Annotated in this window: 27 protein-coding genes and 1 tRNA gene; 19 read left to right on the top strand and 9 right to left on the bottom strand. The window is 59.7% G+C overall.

What is annotated here, in order from left to right; all coding sequences use genetic code 11:
• Positions 1-227: 227 nt before the first annotated feature.
• The 15 genes from ACZYSP_RS31845 (at position 228) to ACZYSP_RS31775 (ending at position 12,197) form a co-directional block, all read left to right on the top strand.
• Positions 228-806, top strand: a complete 579-nt coding sequence (locus tag ACZYSP_RS31845) for a hypothetical protein (protein ID WP_489018478.1) — start codon at positions 228-230, stop codon at positions 804-806.
• Between the two features lie 9 nt (positions 807-815).
• A complete protein-coding gene (locus ACZYSP_RS31840; RefSeq protein WP_489018476.1) occupies positions 816-1,349 on the top strand; it encodes a hypothetical protein in 534 nt (177 codons plus the stop codon).
• On the top strand, positions 1,346-1,630 hold the full coding sequence (locus ACZYSP_RS31835; protein ID WP_489018474.1) for a hypothetical protein: 285 nt from the start codon (positions 1,346-1,348) through the stop codon (positions 1,628-1,630). Before ACZYSP_RS31840 ends, ACZYSP_RS31835 begins: the two co-directional genes overlap by 4 nt.
• Positions 1,631-1,705: 75 nt before the next feature.
• On the top strand, positions 1,706-2,074 hold the full coding sequence (locus ACZYSP_RS31830) for a hypothetical protein (RefSeq protein WP_489018472.1): 369 nt from the start codon (positions 1,706-1,708) through the stop codon (positions 2,072-2,074).
• The gene (locus ACZYSP_RS31825; RefSeq protein WP_489018470.1) at positions 2,071-2,616 is read left to right on the top strand and encodes an aspartyl/asparaginyl beta-hydroxylase domain-containing protein; all 546 of its coding nucleotides are present in this window, start codon (positions 2,071-2,073) and stop codon (positions 2,614-2,616) included. The genes ACZYSP_RS31830 and ACZYSP_RS31825 overlap by 4 nt, the downstream gene beginning before the upstream one ends.
• Position 2,617: 1 nt before the next feature.
• On the top strand, positions 2,618-3,418 hold the full coding sequence (locus ACZYSP_RS31820; RefSeq protein ID WP_489018468.1) for a hypothetical protein: 801 nt from the start codon (positions 2,618-2,620) through the stop codon (positions 3,416-3,418).
• A 46-nt stretch (positions 3,419-3,464) separates the two neighbouring features.
• On the top strand, positions 3,465-4,154 hold the full coding sequence (locus ACZYSP_RS31815) for a hypothetical protein (RefSeq protein ID WP_489018466.1): 690 nt from the start codon (positions 3,465-3,467) through the stop codon (positions 4,152-4,154).
• A gap of 21 nt (positions 4,155-4,175) precedes the next feature.
• Positions 4,176-4,448 (top strand): hypothetical protein, encoded by a 273-nt coding sequence (locus ACZYSP_RS31810; RefSeq protein ID WP_489018464.1) that lies wholly within the window; start codon positions 4,176-4,178, stop codon positions 4,446-4,448.
• Positions 4,449-4,450: 2 nt separating this feature from the next.
• Positions 4,451-4,729 (top strand): hypothetical protein, encoded by a 279-nt coding sequence (locus ACZYSP_RS31805; RefSeq protein WP_489018462.1) that lies wholly within the window; start codon positions 4,451-4,453, stop codon positions 4,727-4,729.
• Positions 4,730-4,737: 8 nt separating this feature from the next.
• The gene (locus ACZYSP_RS31800; protein ID WP_489018460.1) at positions 4,738-6,219 is read left to right on the top strand and encodes a hypothetical protein; all 1,482 of its coding nucleotides are present in this window, start codon (positions 4,738-4,740) and stop codon (positions 6,217-6,219) included.
• Positions 6,219-9,488, top strand: a complete 3,270-nt coding sequence (locus ACZYSP_RS31795) for a glycoside hydrolase family 73 protein (RefSeq protein WP_489018458.1) — start codon at positions 6,219-6,221, stop codon at positions 9,486-9,488. The genes ACZYSP_RS31800 and ACZYSP_RS31795 overlap by 1 nt, the downstream gene beginning before the upstream one ends.
• 181 nt (positions 9,489-9,669) lie before the next feature.
• Positions 9,670-10,323 carry a hypothetical protein gene (locus tag ACZYSP_RS31790; RefSeq protein ID WP_489018456.1) on the top strand — a complete coding sequence of 218 codons (654 nt, stop codon included), beginning with the start codon at positions 9,670-9,672 and terminating at the stop codon, positions 10,321-10,323.
• Between the two features lie 113 nt (positions 10,324-10,436).
• Positions 10,437-10,568 carry a hypothetical protein gene (locus tag ACZYSP_RS31785; RefSeq protein ID WP_489018454.1) on the top strand — a complete coding sequence of 44 codons (132 nt, stop codon included), beginning with the start codon at positions 10,437-10,439 and terminating at the stop codon, positions 10,566-10,568.
• Positions 10,569-11,019: 451 nt separating this feature from the next.
• Entirely contained in the window at positions 11,020-11,757 is a 738-nt protein-coding gene (locus ACZYSP_RS31780) for a hypothetical protein (protein WP_489018452.1), read from the top strand.
• The gene (locus ACZYSP_RS31775) at positions 11,757-12,197 is read left to right on the top strand and encodes a hypothetical protein (protein ID WP_489018450.1); all 441 of its coding nucleotides are present in this window, start codon (positions 11,757-11,759) and stop codon (positions 12,195-12,197) included. Before ACZYSP_RS31780 ends, ACZYSP_RS31775 begins: the two co-directional genes overlap by 1 nt.
• A gap of 138 nt (positions 12,198-12,335) precedes the next feature.
• Here ACZYSP_RS31775 and ACZYSP_RS31770 read toward each other — a convergent pair whose 3' ends face one another.
• Together ACZYSP_RS31770 and ACZYSP_RS31765 are read right to left on the bottom strand one after the other, a co-directional pair.
• Positions 12,336-12,932, bottom strand: a complete 597-nt coding sequence (locus ACZYSP_RS31770; RefSeq protein ID WP_489018448.1) for a DUF2569 family protein — start codon at positions 12,930-12,932, stop codon at positions 12,336-12,338.
• 9 nt (positions 12,933-12,941) lie between these two features.
• A complete protein-coding gene (locus ACZYSP_RS31765; protein WP_489018446.1) occupies positions 12,942-13,436 on the bottom strand; it encodes a hypothetical protein in 495 nt (164 codons plus the stop codon).
• Positions 13,437-13,595: 159 nt separating this feature from the next.
• Between ACZYSP_RS31765 and ACZYSP_RS31760 the strand changes: the two genes are divergently transcribed.
• From ACZYSP_RS31760 to ACZYSP_RS31750, 3 genes are all read left to right on the top strand, one after another.
• The gene (locus ACZYSP_RS31760; RefSeq protein WP_489018444.1) at positions 13,596-13,928 is read left to right on the top strand and encodes a phage protein NinX family protein; all 333 of its coding nucleotides are present in this window, start codon (positions 13,596-13,598) and stop codon (positions 13,926-13,928) included.
• 14 nt (positions 13,929-13,942) lie between these two features.
• Positions 13,943-14,263, top strand: coding sequence for a hypothetical protein (locus tag ACZYSP_RS31755; RefSeq protein WP_489018442.1), 321 nt, complete (start codon positions 13,943-13,945; stop codon positions 14,261-14,263).
• 303 nt (positions 14,264-14,566) lie between these two features.
• Positions 14,567-14,779 carry an excisionase gene (locus tag ACZYSP_RS31750; protein WP_489018440.1) on the top strand — a complete coding sequence of 71 codons (213 nt, stop codon included), beginning with the start codon at positions 14,567-14,569 and terminating at the stop codon, positions 14,777-14,779.
• 335 nt (positions 14,780-15,114) lie between these two features.
• Here the strand turns inward: ACZYSP_RS31750 and ACZYSP_RS31745 are convergent, their stop codons facing one another.
• From ACZYSP_RS31745 to hrcA, 7 genes are all read right to left on the bottom strand, one after another.
• Entirely contained in the window at positions 15,115-15,567 is a 453-nt protein-coding gene (locus tag ACZYSP_RS31745) for a hypothetical protein (protein ID WP_489018438.1), read from the bottom strand.
• Positions 15,568-15,635: 68 nt separating this feature from the next.
• On the bottom strand, positions 15,636-16,295 hold the full coding sequence (locus ACZYSP_RS31740; RefSeq protein WP_489018436.1) for a TraB/GumN family protein: 660 nt from the start codon (positions 16,293-16,295) through the stop codon (positions 15,636-15,638).
• A 37-nt stretch (positions 16,296-16,332) separates the two neighbouring features.
• A complete protein-coding gene (locus ACZYSP_RS31735) occupies positions 16,333-16,593 on the bottom strand; it encodes a pyocin activator PrtN family protein (RefSeq protein ID WP_489018434.1) in 261 nt (86 codons plus the stop codon).
• Positions 16,590-16,805 (bottom strand): hypothetical protein, encoded by a 216-nt coding sequence (locus ACZYSP_RS31730; protein WP_489018432.1) that lies wholly within the window; start codon positions 16,803-16,805, stop codon positions 16,590-16,592. Before ACZYSP_RS31730 ends, ACZYSP_RS31735 begins: the two co-directional genes overlap by 4 nt.
• A gap of 8 nt (positions 16,806-16,813) precedes the next feature.
• Entirely contained in the window at positions 16,814-17,044 is a 231-nt protein-coding gene (locus ACZYSP_RS31725) for a hypothetical protein (protein WP_489018430.1), read from the bottom strand.
• A 184-nt stretch (positions 17,045-17,228) separates the two neighbouring features.
• Positions 17,229-17,305, bottom strand: a tRNA-Ile gene (locus ACZYSP_RS31720).
• Positions 17,306-17,336: 31 nt separating this feature from the next.
• Positions 17,337-18,344, bottom strand: coding sequence for a heat-inducible transcriptional repressor HrcA (hrcA, locus tag ACZYSP_RS31715; RefSeq protein ID WP_093059694.1), 1,008 nt, complete (start codon positions 18,342-18,344; stop codon positions 17,337-17,339).
• Positions 18,345-18,375: 31 nt separating this feature from the next.
• Between hrcA and ACZYSP_RS31710 the strand changes: the two genes are divergently transcribed.
• Complete coding sequence (locus ACZYSP_RS31710; RefSeq protein WP_093059696.1) at positions 18,376-19,287, top strand: NAD kinase; 912 nt, start codon at positions 18,376-18,378, stop codon at positions 19,285-19,287.
• Position 19,288: the final 1 nt, after the last annotated feature.

Here is a 19,288-nt window from a genome sequence, read left to right as displayed (position 1 = left end):
TGGCAGCCGCAACCCAGGCGCAAGGACTAAGCACTAACAGCTCGATTATCGGCGACCCCTCAGTGAAGCTCAAGGCCCTGCTGATGGAGCGAGCGCTGCGCGCAGGCGTCAGTGTCTACGAGATGGGTTCAGGCGGCTATGCGGTGGGATGGTTGTCGCGCTGTCGAGAGGTTCCAGACCTTCGGTCTCTCAGTCGCTGCCTTACGCAACTGGGAGGATGACCCAGGATGGCCAACCGCCGCAATAGCGGCCTGCGGGGCGATTCTGGGCGCGATTCAGGCGGCTTTGTTGCGCTGCCTTGGTCCGTGCTCGATAGCCCCGCCTACGCCGCCCTAAGCCATCCTGCACGCTCTCTGCTGCTGGAGATCGCTCGGCAGTTCATCCGCGACAACAACGGACGATTGCTGGCCTCTGCCGCCTACCTTTCAAAAAGGGGATGGAAGAGCGCCGATGTGATCACCCGTGCCAAGCGCGAACTGTTAGCCGCCGGCTTCATCCACGAAACCGTGATGGGTCACCGCCCCAACAAAGCGAGCTGGTACGCCGTCACATGGCGCACGCTGGACCGCCTGCCAGGCTATGACGATGGCGCTTCTCAGACCTTTGTGAGAGGTGCCTACCAAAACGCAAGCCTTAGACCGTCTCACGGTGTAGAGAGGCGCTCTATTGCACCGTCTCACGGCGTAGAGAAGCCCTCCCCTACACCGTCTCACGGTGCTATCAGACCCATTTTGCAGTCGCTCTCTACACCGTCTCACGGAAACCATCTAGAGAAGCCATCTGCTGCACTGACAACCTCGCATTGAAAGCAAGTCATGAACGAATTCATCCCGCACTTGAGCATCGAGACCTTGGACAACGGCAACCTGCGGCTGGAGAACGAAACCGTGGGCGACAGCTATGTCGTTGACCTTCACCCGATCCACGTTCGCCTTCTTGCTGAACGGCTCGGTCTGATTGCGATTCCATCTGAACCGAGCGCCGATCAGCCCACCCTTGCCGAACAGGCACGAGACATCGACCGGTTGAAACGAAACATGCTTCGTGTTCGACAGCACGCCTTGCAACTCCAGCACAAGTTCGCGAATGACGCCGATTGGAAGCATGCAGATCTCACCTTTGAGATGGGCTTGATCAACTCGCTCGTGGATTTGTTGGACATGGCTGTGGATGACTTCGCCGATGACTTCACACCGCACGATCCAGCGCCCTATGTTCCTGTCGGGATGGGGAATGCGCCAGATGTCGTTCCTCGGAAATCAGATGGCAACCGAGAAAAGGCTCCGCGGACGCCCGACGATTCGGACAGATCCGTCGCGGGGCTGCTGTTCGCGGAGGATGTCAAATGATGCTGGAGCGAGCACCTGAAGAGCTACAGAACCTCGTGGAGAGCACTATGAGGATGCTTTTGAACGTAGTGACCCGAGACGATATTCCAACGAGTGCCGATATGAGGGTTGGCGAAAAGGACGCCGCAAAATTGGTTGGTTATGCGCCTGGATCGTTCAAGAACCTTCGCAGTGAAGGCAAAGGACCGATCTACTACAACAGGCCAGTTGCCGGGTCGAAGATCAGTTACCGGTTGATGGATCTGGCGACGTGGATCGAACAACGCCGCGAGAGTTGGTAGTTGTCGCAACCGAAGCGCATTAATCGCCATTCTGCGACATGGAGAAAGGGAGGTGCAGTGCCTAACCTACATGGCATGAATCGCCCTCCGAACCTTGAAGACCTGCCCATCTCGCATCACTTCGGCGGCGGGGTGTATGCCAAGGAAACGCGCATTGCCGCTGGCCTGATTCTTGTCCAACACAAGCACGAGCACGATCATCTTTCCGTGCTGGCTTCCGGCACTGTGGAATTGCTGATTGACGGCGTGCGAAGCGAGAAGACCGGCCCCGCCTGCATCACGATTACGGCTGGCAAGCATCACGGCGTGAAGGCGCTCACTGACGTAATTTGGTACTGCATCCATGCGACCGATTGCACCGATCCGGGCGAAGTAGATGAGGTGGTGATTGCGGCTCCTGACGACGCCCTTATGGGCTCGATGATCCGGGAGCTTCAGGAGTGACTGATCCGCGCATCCTCCTGCTTACCGAAGGCATCGACGTTGCCCCGATGCAAGCCGCATTGGCTACACACCCGGAGCTGTGGGACCAGAACACTGGCAGGACTGCGCCGGAAACCTCGCCTCATCACGGCCTGTCCGACATTTGGGCGCGCTATGCAGACCCGGCCACGATGAAAGAGGACGGCTCCCACGAATCGGTTTGGTATCCGTGCGCCGACCTCCTGCCGGTCAAAGACATTGTTTACCCCCTCATGGCTGCAGTTCGTGGGGAACGCCTCGGCGGTGTGCTTATTACGCGCATCAAGCCTGGGCAAATCTGCAAGCCGCACACCGATCCCGGATGGCACGCCCGTTACTACGACAAGTACGCCGTTCAGATCGAGGCCGCACCAGAGCAAACCTTTCACTTTGAAGGGCAGTCACTTGTGACCAAGCCCGGCGATCTGTTTTGGTTTGACAACTCGCATACGCACTGGGTCACGAACGACAGCCAGCGCGACCGAATCACCATGATCGTCTGTATTAAGACGGGGAGGAACTGATATGCCATGGAGCATCGCAGCACCAGTAATCGGCGCCGTAGCATCTAGCGCACTTTCGAGCGGCGGCGGTGGATCGAGCGGCGGTGGCGCCGGCTCGGGCACGCAGAGCAAGGAACCATGGGCGCCGGTACAGCCCTGGATCTTGAACAACGTGACGCAGGGCCAGAATCTGCAGGACGCCTATACGGCCCAGCCGTTCAGCCAGTTGCAGAACCAAGCGTATGCCAACCAAGGCAATCAGAGCAACTACATGCGCGCTCTGGTGCCGGGCCTCCTGTCGCAACTGAGTGCGCAGCCCCTCGCCTACGACCGCAACAACCAGAACGCCCGCCCCCTGTCTTTCGACTTCGCCAGCGGAGACACGTTGAAAGGCCTGCTTGCTCAGATGGCGAGCGGATCCAGCAATAGCGCTCCCGCACAAAACACGCCTCAAGTTCAACAGCCGCAGCAGGATCAAGGCACTTTCACCCAGCAGGGCGACGTGCTGAACGGTGCAAACATGCTGAGCTTCGACGGCCAGACCATGCTCGGCAAAGGTGGCTACGGCTCGTTCAAATATGGCATGCCGACGCCTCAGCCTGGCACGCAGGCCTACCGCGACATGTCCAAGTACTTCGAGAACGGCGGCGCCGATCCGAACAACATCTACGGGCGTCAAGCCACGGCGTACCAGATGCCTCCTGCAAACCCACTTTCCTACATGTGGACCTCGGGCGGCGGCTACGGCACGCCGGCAGGTGGCGGCATCGGAGACACGGGCGCAAACGCTGCTGCATCTGCATCCGGCAACACGGCTTGGTAAGGCTTTCCGATCAACCCCTACCGCTGCGAAGCGCTGGAGAAAAAACATGGCCGGATTTGGCGATCAAAACCCATTCCTTGGGCAGAACAACCCCTACCTTCAACAGAACATCGACCGCGCGCAGGACGATCTAACGCGCCAGTACAACCTGACGACCCAGCCGGCCTACAACTCGGCCATGGTGCGTTCCGGCTCCTTTGGCAACTCCGGTGTTCAGCAGCTCAACGAGAACGCACAGCGCGGGCTGCAAACCTCCCTCGGCAATGTGGATTCGAGCATGCGAATGCAGGATTACCAAAATCAGATGGGTATGTATCAGTGGGACCAAAGTTTCAATCGTCAGTTGTTCAACGACGCCTACGGCCAGAACATGAACAACCTCACGACGGGCATTGGTCTGTTGGGCACGCTGGCCGGCTACAACGCAAATGACCTGACGAACGCGAACACGATCCAGAACACGCCGTTCAACTACTGGCAACAGTTCTCCAACGCTGCCAACGGCTTGGGCCAGGGCTACGGCACGCAGAGCACCAGCATGGGCACTTCAAGCAACCCGGCGCTTACTGCGATGGGCGGCGCAATGCTTGGCTCGCGTCTCTATAACAACTGGCAAAACTCAAACGGCCAGCAGAACGCCCAGCAAAGCGCCTATAACACCGGCAGCCAGTACAACGTCGGCACGCAGTACCTAGAGCCAGGCTATGACGCTCTCGGCCTCCCGAACGGGCAGTAACGCGATCGGAGAAACAGAGCAATGACCAAAATCATTCCCGGCATCCCCGTTGTCGATAACGGCAGTGCAAAAGAAGTGTTTGTGAGTGAGGCGGTGGGGCTCGTTCACAACCTCGGGAACTATCACATTTCTTTCGCGGCGCTGATTGCCGATCACAGTCACGACGAAGCGCCCATGGCGCGCCTTGTGAATCTGCGCATCGTCATGCCGGTGGAGGCCGCGCACTACCTGGCCGACGAGTTGATCGGTCACGCCAAGGCGCAGCAGGCACTGGCGAAGGCCAAGGGCGGTTGAGCATGGGCCTGCAGGTCTTCACTGAATGGGGCGCGCCGATTGCGCAAGCCATCGACTCTGCCAAGCATGAGGCGTTTGCGCTGTATGCGATGAGCGTGATTGAACAGACCCGGCCCGACCTTTTCCACTTTCTAAATGCGACAAGCGCCAAGGTCATTGTTAGCCACGGCGTCTTTTCCTTCTCCATGCCCAGCGTTCCCGAAAAATGGTTCGGTGATGACGAGGTAGCAAATTGCTTGAAGCTGCTTCCGTGGGCCGAGCCTGACGAAGCCAAACACTAAGGAAAAACATGGGCCTCCTTGACTCGCTCATCAACGACCCCGGCGCGCAACTAGGCATTGGTCTACTTGCTGCAGGCGGGCCGACCACAGACCCGAATCGATCAGGCTTCGGTCAGCGCCTCGCCAGCGCGATGCAATATGCGTCCAGTCAACAGAATGACGACCTGAAGCAGAAGATGCTGAAGGCTCAGATTGACGATGTGGCCGGCCAGAACGCACTGCGACAAGCACAGGTAGCGAAGGCAGCGCAACTGCAGGCCATGACGAACGGTTTGTTCGGCGGCAATGCTTACGGTGCTGGCTCTCCTGGCTCGACGCTGGGCGCATCGGCAGGCATGGGCGACAGCACGAACGGCACCACGCCTGCCGGTGGAGGCTTTGCTATCGGCGTGAACCCTGGCGTTCCCATGCAACAGTCCGCAGGGCAAAACATCACACCCCAACAAGCCGCAGGGCTGCGCGGTGTACCACTCGAGAAAGTTGCCGCACTGAAGGCCGCAGGCGGCGCCGACTTGATCGACGCATGGAAGCTGGCAAACGTGCCCACGCAACTGAGCGCGGGCGGGTATACGCAGCTCCCGGGCCAGGCGCCGCAGTATCTGCCCGACCCAACCAAAGGCGTTGATTTCCGCAATGGTGCTGTATCGGCCCTGCCAGGCTCTGATGTGCTGGCGACGCTTGCAGGCCAACAGGCAGCAGCGCAGGCCGGCGCCAAGATGCCTTATGACATCCAGACCGACCGCGCACGCCAGTTCACGCAGGCCCAGCTAGATCCGATGAAGGCCATCAACCAGAAAACGGGCGATACAGACTATGTGTCTCGGCTCGCCCTGTCCGGTGCTGGGCAACCCGGTGCGGCTGGTGGCATCTCGCTTGGCGGAAATGTCATGCCTGGCACGGCGGCACCTGGTGCGCAAGCTCCCAATCAATACATTGCCGACCGCAACCCGATCAAACAGCAATCGCAGATCGCGCTGAATGACAACTGGATCAAATCCACGTATCAGCCGGTGAAGGATGCGGGGAATACCGCAACTGACTTGCAGAACAGCATTCAGGCGATGAGAAGCATTGACTTCAATTCCGGCTGGGGCGCAGAGAACAAGGCCAACGCTGCCGCGTTCCTTGAAGGTCTCGGCGTGAATGTCGGCAGCTCGAAGATGTACGCGGCGAACGCGCAGAAATTCCAATCCGTCGCAATGGATCGACTGCTCACCACGCTAGGAGCCCAGAAAGGGTCACAGACCGAAGGCGATGCACAGCGCGCGCAGCAGACCTTTGCGAAGCTCAACAACACGCCAGAGGCCAACGCCTTCATTCTCGACTTCGCCCAGGCGAAAGCGAACATGGATCAGGCAAAGGCCAGTTTCTATGACAGCGCCCTACCGGTGGTGCAGCAAAGGGGCGACCTGACTGCAGCCGACCGGGCTTGGCGACAAGTGGGCTATTCGGTTTGGAACGACCCGATCATGAAGAAGTGGGCCAAGTGATGCAAACCGTTAGCCTGCTCGACGCACTCTATCCCGCTGGTAGCGCGGGAATCCCGGCCAGCGTGCCACGGGTGAACAATCCGGCCGACTTCATCAACACCTATGGCGGCGCTGCGGAAGTCGCGGGCAAGGCGCTTGGCGTTGATCCGAAGATCCTGCTTGGACAGTGGGGGCTGGAGACCGGTTGGGGGAAGTCGATCATTCCCGGCACCAACAACCTTGGGAACATCAAAGATTTCTCCGGCGCTGGCACTGCGGCCACGGACAACATGACGGGCAGCCGGGACAAGTACCGCACCTATGCGAGTCCCGCCGACTTCGCAAACGACTATGCCAGCCTCATCCAGCGCAAGTATCCCGGCGCTCTGGGTGCTGGCGCCGATCCGGCCAGGTTTGCAGCGGGCCTGAGGGGCTATGCGGAAGACCCGCAATACGCGAGCAAGCTGGTTCAAGCCTCCCGCATGGCAAGCAACGCGCCCGGGCCGGTCATGAACGCCGTTGGCAAGGCGATTGGCTCCCTCATTCCCTCGGCGAACGCAGAGCCGTCGCAGCAACCTACGCAAAGGGCTCCTATGGGTCAGAACAACGACATTCCGCCCGAGCTGGCGGGCCTGGTGAACACCTACCGTCAGCAGCCGGACCAACAGGCGGCATCCGCGCCAGTCGATCCGCTCGATCAACTGGTGGCACAGTTCAAACAGCCGACCATTGCGCCGCAGCGGGCCAACCCCACCGCAGCGCAAGCCGCCCCAGCACAAGCGACGACCAGCACGGGCGACGACCTTTTGCGGACGGCCATTTCAGCGACGCCTGCAGGCTTCCTGGCTAACTTGCTGACGAATCCCGGAGGCATGGAACGCAAAGCATTGAAGGGGCTCGCGTCCGGTTTCGCTGACGTGGGTAACACCATCATCAACAGCGGCACCAAGGCCGGCGCAGACACCCTGGCTGGCATCAACGATCCGAACGGCCTGATTGATCCTCGATTCAAGCGGCCCGGCGCTGGTGCCATGAGCCCGGCAGAGGCAGGCAATGCAGATCGAGCTGCGGGCTTGCAGCAGTTCAACGCGGATAACGCCTCCCTTCCCTTCACGGTGGGACGTGTCGGCGGCAACGTGATTGCGACGATGCCTGTAGGCGGCGTCATCGGTGGCGCGGTCAAGGGGGCTGGTGCGCTGCCTGGCCTTACTCGGTTTGCGCCGGCACTGACTGCGACGGGGGAAGCTATCGGGAGCGGCGGCATGTCTACGGGGCTTGCTCCGACCTCGCCTGCAGGCCAAGCGGGCAACATGGCATTGCGCATGGCAGGCGGCGCGGTGAACGGCGGTGTATCGGCTGGGCTGATTGATCCCACAGCGGCCAAGGCTGGAGCGCTCATTGGCGCCGCGGTTCCCCCGGTCATTGCTGGCGCGGGAAAGCTAGGTTCGCTGGCCGCTGCTGGTATCCAAGCCCTCAGAACGCCTGACGAGGTGCGCGCGGCAAAAGCCATCCTTGACGCGGGCGGCTTGACCAACCCGCAAGAGATTGCGGCTGTTCGTGCTGCAGTCGGTCAGACGGGGCCGAACATCGTTGCCGAAGGTCCGACAGTCCCGCAGATCCTTCAAAACCCGGGTATCAGCCAGCTACAGCGCACCCTACAGAACGCGGGCGGTAGCGCCCTGGCCGAGAAGGAGGCCGCGCAGAACGCATCGCGCCTGGCAACGCTGGAGCGCGTCTCCCCCGTCACCAGCACGGTGCAGCAGTCAGCCGAAAATTTCGGCAACAGCCTTGCGGCCAACGTCATTCCGGCAGAGGCCCAGGCAACGCGCCGCGTGAACGCTGCCTTTGACGCGGTGGACCCGTTCAACGAGACCCGTATCAATCTCCCGCTTGACGCGATGCAGCAGGCGCGGGACAAGTTCCTAGGCCCGGGCACCTTCGGGACGGGTAGCAAGGCAGAGGCCGCACTGGCAGAGGCACGCCGAATCGGCACTGAGGAACTGCCGGCGATCACCGCCGCCAAGGCCCCCGGAGCGCGCTCACAGCCGCAGACCATCGTCAAGGCTATCCGTGACCTTGGCGGCATCAACACAGGCGCTGTGTCGTCGCGTGGCATGGCTGGCGAGTTGGCAGACCTCAGGCAAGCGGGCTTGGGCAACATCATGCAAAAGGGGCGCGGGCAATCGCTCGATACCCTGGCGCAGGCGGCGCATGCACAGGGCTACATTGCCGAGCCTGACCCGGCCCTGCTGCTCAATGCCCTTCGCGATCATGCAGCCGGGGAACGTGTCGTATCAAGCGCCGCCGACCAAACCGGTCTGATGCAGGCGGCACGTGAGGCAGCAATGGGCGATGCACCCGGCGCGCTGACCCTGCCGAAGCCGGTAGCTTTCCGGGAGATTCAGAATATGCGTTCATCGCTCGGTGAGGCTGCCGCACAGGCCAGCGCAAAAGGAGCGAACAAAGAGGCCGCAGCACTGCGCCAGATGATTGCCGACCTCGACAACCAGACCGCACAGGTAGCGGCTGGCCGTGGTGGCCAGGGCGAGTACTTCCCGGCCAACATTGTGAAGGCTTGGCAGGACGCGGTACAGATGCACGCGGACAAGATGACCAAGTTCCACACCGGCCCCCAGGCGTCGATGTTTCGCCAAGGCGGTGACGGCCTACCGCAGGCGCAAGGCGGCGAACTGGCTGCAAAGTTCTTCAGCCCCCGTATGTCGCAGGCGTCGGACATTGCATCGTTCAACCGCATCGCTACACCGGAGACGCAGGCAGCGCTGAAGAACTACGCAATCACGGACGCAGCGAACCAGACCGACCGGCTTGGCAATCTCACGAACGCGAAGTTCAACAACTGGCTGAAGGCTCGCAGCGGCGCGGTGGATGGCTTGATGACGGAAGGCGAACGCGCGCAGCTTCGCGGTGTCGCATCGGACCTGATGCGGGCAGATCAGGCAGCGACACTGAACATGGCGAAAGGCTCGCCCACGGTGCAGAACGCCCTGAGCCTGGGGGCGCTCGATAACAAGTTCGTGAAAGCGCTGATGAACCGCACGCCGATTGTCGGCCGGTTCACCGGCCCGATGCTGGAAGCACTGCAGAACACGGCCAGGGCTGGCAAGGTGGCGCAGATTGGCGGCTTGCTGTCGGATCCTGCTGCATTCGATACGGCGCTGGCTCAGTATCTGAGCCAATCCAGCCGCGCGCCTATCGGGATTCTCGATCCCGGATGGCTGGGGCTTGCTCGTGCCGTTCCTGTTTTGCCAGCAAATTCCGGTCGTCCGTGAGGTTGCGACCAGTTTTCAGGGTGTAAACAAAATTTACGATGAACGCCAAGACAGCCAAGCCAACCAGCTTCAGAAGCAGGAAAGCGGGGATGGAGAAGCCAAAAAGCTCGATGCTCATGGGGGTGGATCTTAGTTCGCCTTCCACTGACGGGCTACATGACCGCAATGAAGGAAACACCCTATGACCGGGCACACGCTGCAACTGACGCAAAGAGAGCGCAAGGACGGGACCAAGGAGGATGAGGCCGAAGTGGTGGGTCGCTCTCTTGCGGACCCGGCTATCAGCGCTGGATTGATGGCGATGACCTACGGCTCGCACATCGGCGGCGGAGGGTCGATCAACGCCAACATTGCAGAAGTGCGGCGCATCACCGAAGCAGTCAAGGCAGGCGACCTGTCCGACTTGGAGGGAATGCTAGTTGGCCAGGCCATCGCGCTGCAGACCATGGCGGCGAACTTCGCGCACCGCGCCCAGCTGCAGAGCAGCCAGCGCAACCTCGAAGCGTTCTACGGCATGGCATTGAAGACGCAGGCGCAGAGCCGCGCAACGATTCAAGCGCTGGTGGAGCTGAAGTTCCCGCGCCAAGTCGTGTACTCCAAGAACGCGAACATCAACAACGGTCAGCAGCAGATCAACAACGGCGCTCCCCTCCCCGCTCAGGCGCAGGCGGGTGCCGGCGAAACCACGCAAAGCAAAATTTTGGAGAACAGCAATGGCGAATGGATGGACACAAGAGCGCCGGGAGCGGCAAGCATTACTTATCCGCACCTGGCGACCGTGGGAGAAAACCACCGGCCCCAAAACACCCGAAGGAAAAGCCAAGGTGGCGCGTAACGCCTATACCGGTGGAGCATGGCGGGAGGTGCGCCAGCTCACCAAGGAAACGAATGCACTGCTCCGGGAACAGCGGGATGCAGTGGAAGCCATCATTTAAAGGAGACAGGGCAATGTTTTTTGAAGTGAAGAAGACCAACGCCCCCGTTCAGGGCCTGCTGGCTATCAAGGTTGACGCGGCCAAGAAGAAGATCGCGACCATCCCTAGCAAGCCGAAGAGGCGGGCCAAGCCGAAGCGCGACTAGATGCGTGGGAAGCGGGCGCTCGGTCCGGCTGCTGAAGGCTTTGAGGAACGGTGGACGCGCGAGCACGGAATGAAAGATGTTGTTTGCTTGCGACTTGGTCGTCTAGGTCCGTCAGGCTTGTAAAGAGATCGGATTCGCTCATCGCTCTTTGGCGGCCTTTTCCGCCAAGGATGCCGGTCGGATATTAATCAGACTGTTTGGCCCCTTCCAAGAGCCTTAGGCGGGTCTCCGCGCCGACGTTCGAGCGTGGAAAGAAGACCACAGGAACTGAAAGAGAAGGTATTTTCCACCCGCTCTGTCTTGACAATCCCGCGTTGACAACGAGCACGTGTGGGCGAAAAATCAATCGTCTTTCCTAACTTTCTCAGGGCGAAAGCTGCGCACCATCAGTCGTGTGCACTCACTTTCCATGATCCAAAAGCCTCAAACAATCGGCTCAGACATCTCGTCAATGATTCGCGAACTTGCGAAAAATGCGGGGTCGCATGAGCGTGCGAAGGAGCTTTCAACACCGATTCTGGATGAATGCGCGAAACTCCAGAAGGTGGATGTCGTAGAGGCAAGCCTACTGAAAGCCAACGTCTATGCACTGACCGGCGAGACCGCAGAGGTTGAGCGCTGGATCAAGAACGCCGAGCAAAATCGGGCTCCCAAGAATCGGATCGCGATGGTGCGAGAGATTTGTTACTTTCTTACTGGGCAGATCTCCAAGGCATATCTGTACTTTGATGAAGCGACTGCCGATGGCTACTATGACCTGACTGCATCCCTAAATAAGTGCATGGCGTGCGGCTGGTTTGAGAAAGCGGTTCATATCTTGGAAAGCACTCCTCACATGGCAGTGCCTCCAGCCGTGGTTGAAACGGCGAAGCAGGCGCTTGAGCTTGCGAAGGAATCGGGTCTTGACGACAAGACGGCCAGCATGATCATGGATCACGTACACGGAACCATGGTCAACCATGGTCTTATTTGGCTTGACGTGGCACCGAGCTTTACTCTGCTTGGGGAGCGGCACGGTGGGCCTGCGATCCACATGTCGTTTCGAATCGCTGAAACCCCGTCAGTTGCAGCAGAACTTAGTTGGGAGCTTGCAACTGCGCTTTCAGCTCGGAAACTCGACAGCAAGGGTCTCCTCGTTTCCTTCCGGGGAACGATGTTGGAGGACATCAAAGCTCCAGCGTTCGCCTGATGCCGGTCGTTTGTGCAGACTTCATCGCCTTTGCAGAAGGCGTCAGGAATGACAGCGACGAGATCGCGCTGCGAGCCGCGATCAGTCGCGCCTACTATGGCGCATATCACTCATGTTCCGAATGGCATGAAACGAAACTGCCGACTCCGGGACACGACATTGGATTGAAGGGCGGGGTCCACCAAACGCTGATCAATCAACTGACCAATCCGGATGCGTCGTGCGGGAAGGATCTGGGTCTCCGTTCGACCAGTATCGGGTACATGCTGCGGGACCTCAAGGTAGTCCGCACAGGTGCTGACTACGACCTTGGCAGAGTGGTCGATAGGGAGAGTTTGGCAAATGCCATTGCCAGTGCCAAGTTGCTTATCAAGAAAACTGAGGAGGCGTTGCCACCGCAAGCGCCTTCAGGGCCATTGCCTCTGACGCGGATTCGATGAGCCCATTCAGTCCTTTTGGCTCCCACCAGTCCTTCATGCGATTGGGAATGACTACTCAGTGTCAGTGATGCCAAAGACGCGAGTCAGCGACGGCAAGGACAGGTATATCAATTCATGCGCATGCTCGCATGGTCAGCGTTAAGGGTTCAGCACGTAGGTGTCGCGCACTCTCTTGGAATTCGCCAAGTAGACCGTCCAAATGATCGCAACGACTGTAGAGCCGAGCACGCCCCCAAGCACCTCGCTGTCGCCAAACACGTCCTCAGCCTTCAGATAGGCGCCAAAGGTGAGCAGCGGCACCGCGATCCCAATGGCGACAGCCGACACAGGGCCGCAGAGCCATAGGGCGGCGATTGCATATTTGACGACAGATGCTTCCCGCGAAATGCTCAGGCGGGCTCCTGTAAATATGCTGAGAGCAGCCGAACTGAGGACGATAGCCCACGTCCAGGTTTTGTAGCTTTCCCAAATCGGATGCGTCGCGAGTTGGGGCGTCGCAGCTTCCAAGGAAGACAAGGCTTCGCTGATTTGCTGAACGGAACGCAATGGTCCGAGCAGCACCAGGCCAACAACTAAGAGCGCGAGCCATCCGCCGACGCCCGTTCCAGGTGGGGTGACTGGCTTCGTTAAAGCAGTCATAGATGCCGTTGGCTCAACAGCCTTCTTATTCATCCTGGTCGCGCCCCACACGAACGCCGCAACGATGATAAGAACCAACCAGTGCCAGATCGTCATGAGCACCCCTCAAAGTCCGGTCACTTGTCGCACAAATCCGATGGCATCTGGGATGTTTTCCAATCCCGCGGCGACCAACTTTTTCGTCACTTCCTTCAGGGCCTCGTTGGAGAGTGCAGAGATTGCTTTTTTGATCTTCGATTTCTCTGGCGCTGGTAGCGATGACGCATCGACTTTTGCCAACATCAAGTCCCGGATCGTGTCGGCGTGAAGCCTTACGGTGACCGCGCCCAAGATGGCAGTCAACCCGCCGTCGTCCTCCAAGAAATCCATCCCTGCGGCAGTGATCTTGGCGCCAGAGTACATCGGCTCATTGCTTAGGGAAAAAGTGATCCCGCTCTCGACCAGTCCATGCTCTTCCAAGTAAACAAGATTGGCCACGATGCGCTGGTCTTCATCGGACCCGTCTTGAACGTCTGCAAACAGCTTTCGGTGATCGGGTAAAGGGTAGTCATCGCGAAGGCCTTCAAGAATCTTTCGCTGCAGGTCGCGATCCAGCTTCATGTTTTCGGCCCTCAACTTTCCGCAGTTCATGGAAATCAAGAATTTGGCGGGTGCTGCATTGTGTTTGCTGAGACAGACAAGATGCCCTCACATGAATATGGGACAGCGCTCGCAAACCCTCGTTACGCAGATCACCGAAAGCAGCAGTAGGATCGCGCCATGAGAACCGCTGAACTAACAGGCACATCGCTCGACTGTTGGGTGACCCGGGCAGAGGGAATCACTCCAAGCGTTGAGGTTCAGCTCAAGTTCATGCCGTCTACCGACTGGGGGCAGGCTGGTCCCATCATCGAGCGCGAGAAAATCATGATCGCGTGGAACGCCGATGAGTGGATCGCAGGAGTCGCCGCTTTTGTGGATGGCCCAAGCGGGCACGTGTCGAAGGGACCAACGGCACTGGTTGCAGCGATGCGTGCTTTCGTGACTTCGAAGCTGGGCGACGACGTGCCCGACGACGCACGCCTTGCTATCGACAAAAAGCGTAACGGCTGAGCGAGGATTCCTTGATGACCATTGAGATGGTTCTAACGTTGAGCATCGACAAGGAAGCGCCAGGCTTCTATGCGGCGTCGGTCTTGGATAGTAGCGGTGGCCGCGTCACTGCAGCGGTTGAGGCGTACAGTTCAATCGAGGACGCCATACAAGCGGAGGCACAAGGTGTGCCGGACGGCTTCGCTCATTTCATGGAGATCCGATACGGCGGCTTTTCCACTGGCACCTACTTGCTTGAAGCCATTCCAGGCCAAGCACGAGCGTTGGCTGATCGGCTGGTCGGTCTCGTCGCCGAAGCACATCGGATTTCGGAGCAGTGCGCGGTGCATCGCTAGATCGACACGGCGTCGTGGGCCCGGACCTTTCGTAGGTTTTGTAGCCCTGTCCCCCGGCCCTTTTCGAGAGAAAAGGAGAGTCTATTGGGCTTTCGTAGGTTTTGTAGCCCACCTGGGTGGCCCTTTTCCAGAAAATCAGGGGCGGTATAGAGAGAGCATGCTGCCCTCTCTGCCTGCAGCGGCACCCTATGAATTTCCAATTTCGCGCCATCCGTCTTTCAGAGGTGACATGCTGACACCCCCGAACGCCGATAGTTTTGTCATGCCCTAAAGGCCGACCACTATCCTCGCGAAGGAACTTCGATGAAGCCGAAAATTACGCTTCCGGCGTGGGCCGCAAGGCACTATGACCCACCGCCTGCAAATAACACCCTTCGCATCTGGGTGCGCGCGGGGCGTATCGTTCCCGCCCCGGTCAAGATTGGGCGTGCATATTACGTAGATCCGGACGCGCGGCACATTGCTGAAATTCCCTCTGTGCCTCGTCTGATAGATCGGCTCAGACGTGCCGGATAACGTGGCGGCACGTCGGACGAAGCTGGGGCGACCTTGCGGAGCGTTTGGCCGCTCAATATCCAGCCGTCTGACAGCTACTGTAGGGCGCATATCGTTCGCAGTTACTCGCGATGGGGTAGGACACACCGCAAAATCCTCTGCCTCAAAGCAGACCGACTGCCGTTGTGCGAGCAATTGCTAGTAGCCATGGCTACTAGCAATCAGGCGCACGGCCCAACAGCCGCGGTTTCCCAACTTGTTACCAGAATTCTTAGCAGCTATTAGCCACTTCGAGCGAAAACTGTCGTGTTGAAGGGCTCCGAGGGCAGCGATCAGCTACGGCGTGGCTCTCAAGGTCAGTCGCTCACCTTGTTTGTGGTGAAGAGGGCAGATGAGATGAGACCGCTGCCGTACCGCAGCTTTTGGAACGTCAGGTCTACCACGGAGATTTTTTCCGCGGCGGCAAACGTCGCAAAAACTTGAAAGTCACTCGCCGACACTGTGACAACCGCTTCCAATACGGGCTTCGAACGGAGGAATACACCGACAGAAGGAATTTCAGCTCTCCCGGCACTTGCGACGTCGGCGCTAGAAATCATGATCGCGAAATCTCTAACACCACCAACCGCTTCGGTGAATGCTCCAGTCAAGTGGAGGTAACGGCTATCGAGGCGATTTCGTTTATCCAACGCACCATCTTCTGCAGCCCAAGCGTGCAATTCGAAACCCCAACCCGTGACAACCCCTGCCCGAGAAATGATTTCCCGCTCAATACCGGCCTTGCGTTTACGTTGAGCGGTCTGAAGCATGATTGGTTTCGTGGATTGGGAGGCGGCTGCCTTGCTTGAACGGTGGAAACGTGTTGGCGACCCTCCCGCTAATTCGTCAATGGCGCCGCAGCCTTTCCTTTCTTAGCCAAACGATCCAATAGATTGCCCGGCCCCACCAAATGGTGAGCACCGACGACAAGCAACTGTCTCTTCCTAGAGGCTCCGCGGGCAGCAATGGTATTCGCCCAGTTTTCGTTGCGGGCGGTGAAAAACGCGTGCCGTAGAGATGGCACAGATGCCAAGGGACTTGCTTTTTGGAGCTGCAAAAGCGCCACATAGTCGCACGCCTCCCACGCCGAGTGCAGCGCAGCAATCTGTTCGGCTGCTACAGGCGCAAACTGGTGCATCGCCGCTTCTGCTGTTGCCAGATCACGGGCAGGCACCGAATCAAACAGTTCGGATACGGCCCGTCCAGTCTCGATGTAGGTCATCGGAGGCCGGTCGGCTTCCCGGAGCGCGCTGGCAAATATCTGTTCCACGCCAGGCTGAATAGCCGCCTGTGACAAGGCCTGCCGCATCTTGTCAAACAGTAGGGCCCAAGGCTTCAGAGTCTTGGCATCGGCTTCGAAGCGGCAAGCATCCAGTTCCGCGTGGTCGTGCTCCATCTCAATCAATTCTGAGCCGTTGAACGCATCAAGGACCCACCAAGGCATCGACGTTGTGCCTGATGGGAAGACGTGCACCGCGCCGAGGATACGCGTGTTCATGCCAGTGATTTCGTAATACAAGGGTCACCTCAACTCTTTAGGAAGACTCACACCGCATCCCCAAGCGAGCCAAGGTTTCCTCAGCGTCCCGCTTTTGCGCATCAATGTACGCAGCAACATCAGATACGTGCGCAACCCAGCCGCCAGACTCCAGCATCTTGAACATCGGGAACGGTAATTCACGGCGATAGATCTTGTTCTGCAGCGACCTGGGGTCGAGGCTCAGCAAGTTGGCGACCTCATGAAGACGCAGCACCGGTCTATTGACCAGTAACAGGAGCATCAGCTCAGTTTTCACGGACCAAGGTCGTATTCGTCCCGCACGGCGTCGATGATGCTGCGGATTGCTGGCGACGGCGCAGGCTCCGCGGTATCCCATGAGCGCCCCTCAGCGTCGATTGGGTGCGCCTCCACCGGTAAAGGAATCCCCACGCGTCCGCCCTTCATGTCTCCGACGCGTTCCGCAATGATTGCAGCAAGGTCGTTGCTCGATTTCTTCTGCTTTGCCATGGGGCACCTCAGTGGCTCAACTTGCGCGGCTTGCGTGCGGCGGCGCCGAACAACCAGCAGGTAGCCCGGTGCATGAGGTAGCAGATACCCAGCGCCACCGCGATCAACGCCCACGCCTTGGATGTTTCCCCAGCAGATAGCGCCGGGCCGCTGAACGCCGCTCCGGTCAGCAGCCACAACACCAGTAGGCCGACGAAGGCCCACACCACCGCGCTGAATCGCCCGAGACCTGTAAGCATGCCGACCCCTCTTTGTTGAGAGATCGATTGTCCGGCGCCTAGTGTCGTCCGGCAAACGCGCTACGGCGCAAAACCGTGTACCGGCGGCTACATGGCGGCTACATGGCCTCACCAAAGTAGTGAGAAAAAGAAAAGGCGCTATCGATTAAATAGCGCCTTGTTCAATGCCCATGCGGCTTGCGGGTGGTAGGCCGTGAGTGGCTTGAACACTCGACCAACGGATTATGAGTCCGCTGCTCTAACCAACTGAGCTAACGGCCCACGCGGCACGATTCTATTCGCGCTGCGGCGCCTACTTGCGATGGCTCAGCGCATTGCTCACCAGGCGCGACGTGATGTCGACGATCTGGATCATGCGCTCGTAGGGCATGCGCGTCGGCCCGATCACGCCCAGCGTACCCACGACCTGTCCATCGACCTCGTAGTTGGCGCTGACGATGGAGAGTTCTTCGAAGGGCACCACCTGGCTTTCGCCGCCAATGAAGATGCGCACCCCTTCGGCCTTGCTCGACACGTCGAGCAGGCGCATCAACTGGGCCTTCTGCTCGAAGAGTTCGAAGGCACGGCGCAACTGCCCCATGTCGCTGGAGAAATCGCTCACCGCCAGCAGGTTGCGCTCACCGGAGATCACGACGTCGTCTTCCTGCGCCTCGTTCAGCACTTCGGAACTGACCTGCACCGCGGCCTGCATCAGCGCAGCGATCTCGCCACGCAGCTTTTCGACCTCGGACTGGAGACGATCGCGCACCTGCTCGATAGTCAGGCCCGCATAGTGCGCATTGATGTAGTTCGAGGCCTCGACCAGCTGCGACTGCGAATAGTCGGCCTCCGGAAAGATCACCCTGTTCTGCACGTCGCCATCGGGCGAGACGATGATCACCAGCAGGCGCCGGTCAGAGAGCTTCAGGAACTCGATCTGCTTGAACACCGAAGCGCGCCGCGGCGCCATCACCACGCCAACGAACTGCGACAGGTTCGACAACAGATGCGCCGCATTGGCGATCACTTTCTGCGGCTGGTCGGGCGCGAGGCTCGGCGTGCTCATCTGTTCGCGCTGCGCGGTCAGCATGGTGTCGACGAAGAGGCGGTATCCACGGTGCGTCGGAATGCGGCCGGCCGAGGTGTGCGGGCTGGCGATCAGCCCCAGCGCCTCGAGGTCGGACATGACGTTGCGGATGGTCGCTGGCGACAGATCGAGCCCCGAGGAACGCGACAGCGTGCGCGAGCCGACGGGTTGCCCGTCGGCGATGTAGCGCTCGACGAGCGTCTTGAGCAGCAACTTGGCACGGTCGTCCAGCATTGCAAGATTTTAGTGTTGTAATTTGTGAGATATGACCTCTCGCTTTCGTCACGTCGCCCTGATCGGCAAATACCAGGCTTCCGGCGCCCGGGCGCAGGCGGACTCGCGCGACGGCGTCATGGAAGGCATTGGCGCCTTCCTCGAATCGCAAGGCTGCACGGTGTTCGTCGAGCGCTCGACCTGCGAGGAAGACGATGACGGCGCCCCTGCCCATCCACGCTACGAAGCCCTGAGCGTCGAGGAAATCGGCCAGCGCTGCGACCTCGGCCTGGTAGTCGGCGGCGACGGCACCATGCTCGGCATCGGCCGGCAGCTCGCCAGCTATGGCATCCCGCTGATCGGCATCAACCGCGGCCGGCTCGGCTTCATCACCGACATTCCGCTCGACAACTACCAGGCCACGCTGATCCCGATGCTGGCCGGCGAGTACGAGGAAGACCACCGCAGCCTGATGCACGCACAGGTCGTGCGCGACGGCGCCTCGGTGTTCGACGCGCTCGCCATGAACGACGTGGTCGTCAACCGCGGCGCCACCTCCGGCATGGTCGAGTTGCGCGTATCGGTGGGCCGCCATTTCGTGGCCAACCAGCGCGCCGACGGCCTGATCATCGCCACGCCCACAGGCTCGACGGCCTACGCACTGTCGGCCGGTGGGCCGCTGCTGCATCCGGCCGTGCCGGGCTGGGTGCTGGTACCGATCGCACCGCACACGCTGTCGAACCGCCCCGTGCTGCTGCCCGACGCCGACGAGATCGTGATCGAGCTGGTGGGCGGGCGTGACGCCAGCGCCAATTTCGACATGCAGTCGCTGGCCTCGCTCGCAATCGGCGACCGCGTGGTGGTGCGCCGCTCCGATTTCCGCGTGCGCTTTTTGCACCCGCGCGGCTGGAGCTATTTCGACACCTTGCGCAAGAAACTTCACTGGAACGAAGGGGGCTCCTGAA

Source organism: Variovorax sp. F042, from assembly GCF_057814215.1.
The sequence above is the reverse complement of the archived record's forward strand: the minus strand, read 5'-3'. Positions and strand labels throughout refer to the sequence as shown.